This window comes from Streptomyces alkaliphilus (genome assembly GCF_014141535.1).
GTDB classification, from domain to species: Bacteria; Actinomycetota; Actinomycetes; order Streptomycetales; family Streptomycetaceae; genus Streptomyces; species Streptomyces alkaliphilus.
This window is the reverse complement of the sequence record NZ_VKHT01000588.1, coordinates 1-3,307: the sequence shown is the minus strand read 5'-3', so window position 1 is coordinate 3,307 and position 3,307 is coordinate 1. Positions and strand designations below refer to the sequence as shown.

General features: G+C 73.7%; 2 protein-coding genes. Both read left to right on the top strand.

The features are described from left to right. Positions 1–1,037: DUF4190 domain-containing protein (locus FNQ90_RS17115; RefSeq protein WP_182607184.1), on the top strand; the 1,037-nt coding region annotated here is incomplete at its 5' end. Positions 1,038–1,177: 140 nt separating this feature from the next. Then, the gene (gene pknB, locus FNQ90_RS17110) at positions 1,178–3,151 is read left to right on the top strand and encodes a Stk1 family PASTA domain-containing Ser/Thr kinase (RefSeq protein WP_182607183.1); all 1,974 of its coding nucleotides are present in this window, start codon (positions 1,178–1,180) and stop codon (positions 3,149–3,151) included. Positions 3,152–3,307 lie beyond the last annotated feature (156 nt).

Sequence of the window (3,307 nt, the reverse complement as noted above, 5' to 3'; positions counted from 1 at the left end):
GGGCATGGGGCCGGCCCGGACCGTGGGTTCCGCCCGCCCCGCCGAGAACCGACCGGCTGGCGATCACGGCCTTCGTCCTGGCGATCCTGCTGTGGCCGATCGGTCTGGTCCTGGGCGTCATCGCCCTGACCCGCCTGCGGCGGGGGAAGCCCCCCGCACCGGGCCGTGGCCTGGCGGTCGCCGCGATCGTGGTGGGCTGTCTCCCCCTCGTCATCCTGGCCATCGCCGTGGCCCTCGTCCTCCTCGACCCGGAGGGCGAGGGGTGGAACGCCTCCGGCACGGACCTGACGGACCTGACCGTCGGCACCTGCTTCCTGTCCCCCTCCCCCGAGGACATCTCCGCCGACGGCGAGGTGGACACGGTCGAGACGGTGCCGTGTGCCGAGCCGCACTACGCCGAGGTGGTGGCGCTGCTGGACGCGGGTCGGGAGGTCGAGGGGTACCCGGGCGACGAGTGGTGGGAGACCACCGCCTACGAGCGGTGCGCCGCGGGAGCCCGTCGGTACGCCATCGACCCGTGGACAGGTGGCACCACCCTGGAGTACTACCACCCCTCCCGGGCGGGTTGGGCGGCCGGCGACCGGACGGTGACCTGTGTGCTGTCGACCCCCGGCGGGGGAGCGACCGGTTCCCTGCGCGGCTTCCGCCTGAACCACACCCCCGCGCAGTTGGCCTACCTCGACGCCGTCGGCCCCTATGACGACCTGTGGTGGGGGGTGCCGATGGCCACCGAGGGGGACGAGGACATCACCGCGGTGCGGGCCTGGGCACAGCGGATGGCCGACGGGTCCCGACGGGCCGCCGAGGAGCTGCGGGCCGCCGACTGGGGGCGCGACGCGGATGTGGCGGAGGCGGCCGGGGCGCTGGCCGAGCGGTACGCCGCCGAGGCCGGGGTGTGGGAGTCGGCCGCCGGGGCGGAGGACCCCGACCTGTTCTGGGAGCGCTACGAGGAGGCGACCCTGGTGGTCGGGCCCGAGGAGGTCGAGTTGCGGGAGGCGCTGGGACTGGGGACGGGCGCCCCGACCGTGCTCGGCTGAGGAACCGATCGACGCGGCCGGCCGGATCCGGACGCCGGATCCGGACGCGATGTCTCCGCCACGTCACCGTTTCGCCCCGGTCACGGACCGGCTCGGTGCGCTCGCCCCTCCCCGGCACCACGGCTCGTAGACTTCCCGGCGTGGACACCACCGTTCGGGACCCGCTGATCGGGCACCTGCTGGATGACCGCTACCACGTGGAGACACGGGTGGCGGTCGGCGGCATGGCCACGGTCTACCGCGCGCTGGACACCCGCCTGGACCGGCGGCTGGCCCTGAAGGTGATGCACCCCTCCCTCTCCGCGGACTCCGGATTCGTGGAGCGGTTCATCCGCGAGGCGAAGGCCGCGGCCCGTCTGGATCACCCCAACGTGGTCGGGGTCACCGACCAGGGGCGGGACCGGGGTTGGGTCTATCTCGCCATGGAGTACGTGCCCGGATGCACCCTGCGCGACGTGCTGCGGGACGGCGGTCCGCTGACCCCCCGGGCCGTGCTGGACATCCTCGAGCCGATGCTGGCCGGTCTGGGCGCGGCGCACCGCGCCGGGCTGGTGCACCGGGACGTGAAGCCGGAGAACGTCCTGATCGGGGACGACGGGCGGGTGAAGGTCGCCGACTTCGGTCTGGTGCGCGGTGTGGACGCGGGCACCTCCACGGGCGCCGGGGGGACCGGGGGATCCGGGTCGCTGTTGGGCACCGTCTCCTACCTGGCGCCCGAGCAGATCGAACACGGCACGGTCGAGCCGCGCGGTGACGTGTACGCCTGCGGGATCACGCTGTACGAGATGCTGACCGGCGCCAAGCCGCACGCCGGGGACTCCCCCGCGCAGGTACTCCTCTCCCACGTGCGCCACGACGTGCCGGCTCCGTCGCTGCTGGTGCCCGGGCTCCCTCCGGCGCTGGACAGGCTGGTGGCGGTGGCCTGTGAGCGCAACCCGAGCCGGCGACCGGCCGACGCGGCGGTACTGCTGTCGCTGACGCGGTCGATCCGGGCGGGGATGAGCGACGCGGAGTTGGACTCGCCCCTCGGCGGACGGCGGGAGGCGGAGCCGGTCGGCGCCCCGGTGGGGTCCGAGGACCCCACCGATGTGGTCCCGGTCCGCTCGGTGCTGGGCTCGGAGGCGCCGGACCGGGTGGAGCGGACCGCGGTGATCGAGTTCCCCCCGGGTGGCTCCGGCGACGCGCCACTTCCCGGGGAGCCGGGCGAGCCCGAGGGGCCGGCCGGGTACGAGCCGCGTCGCCCGCGACGCGGACGCCTCGCCCTGCTGGGGGTGGTGGTGGCGGTGCTCGGCCTGGTGGCCGGTTTCTGGTACGTCAACGCCGGCCAGTTCCTGCGCACACCGGGTGTCTACGACCTGCCGCGCGCCGAGGCGCAGCGGGTCCTCGACGAGGCCGGGTTGCGGGTGGAGTTCCGCGAGGAGTTCTCGCCGGTGGTGGAGGCGGACCACGTGATCTCCACGCTGCCCGAACGGGGGGAGCGGATCCGACGCAACGGGACGGTGACGGTGACCCTGTCCCGGGGGCCCGAGGTGGTCGAGGTACCGGATGTGTCCGGGACTCCCGAGGACGAGGCCCGACGGGCGTTGCGGGACGCGGGGTTGACCCCGGGTGACGCCACCGCCGAGTTCCACCCGACGGTCCCCCGCGGATCGGTGATCTCGACGGAGCCGGCGGCGGGTGTCGAGCGGCGTCCGGACTCGGCGGTGGCGCTGACGGTCAGCCGGGGACGCGAGGTGAGCGTGCCGGACGTGGTCGGGCTCCCCGAGGGCTCCGCCATCCAACGCCTCCGGGAGATCGGCTTCGAGGTGGAGGTCGCGGGCGAGCGGGTGCACGCCGAGCAGGAGGCGGGCACCGTCGCGGCGCAGAGTCCCGGCACCGGGGAGAGCGCGGGTGAGGGCGACACCATCACCCTGGAGATCTCCAAGGGGCCCGAGATGATCGTCGTGCCCGACGTGCGCGGCATGGAGGAGGACGCGGCGATCCGGGTGCTGGAGGAGGCCGGGTTCGAGGTCGAGGTCCAGCGGGTCTTCTTTTTCGGGACGGTCTTCAACCAGTCCGTGCACAGCGGGGGCTCTACCCCGAAGGGCTCCACAATCACCATTTATGTCCGATAAGGGAAGCTTCTAGCGCATTTCTTCCTCGATTGCACGTCGGGCGAATGTGATCCCGCCCACAGGGACCTTGGTCACCTACGACCGCGCCTAGTGGACCACCCGAGCGCGCCCCCACCCCGAAGCGGCGAACCCGAAGCCGGGTCGGGGCCGCCCGCC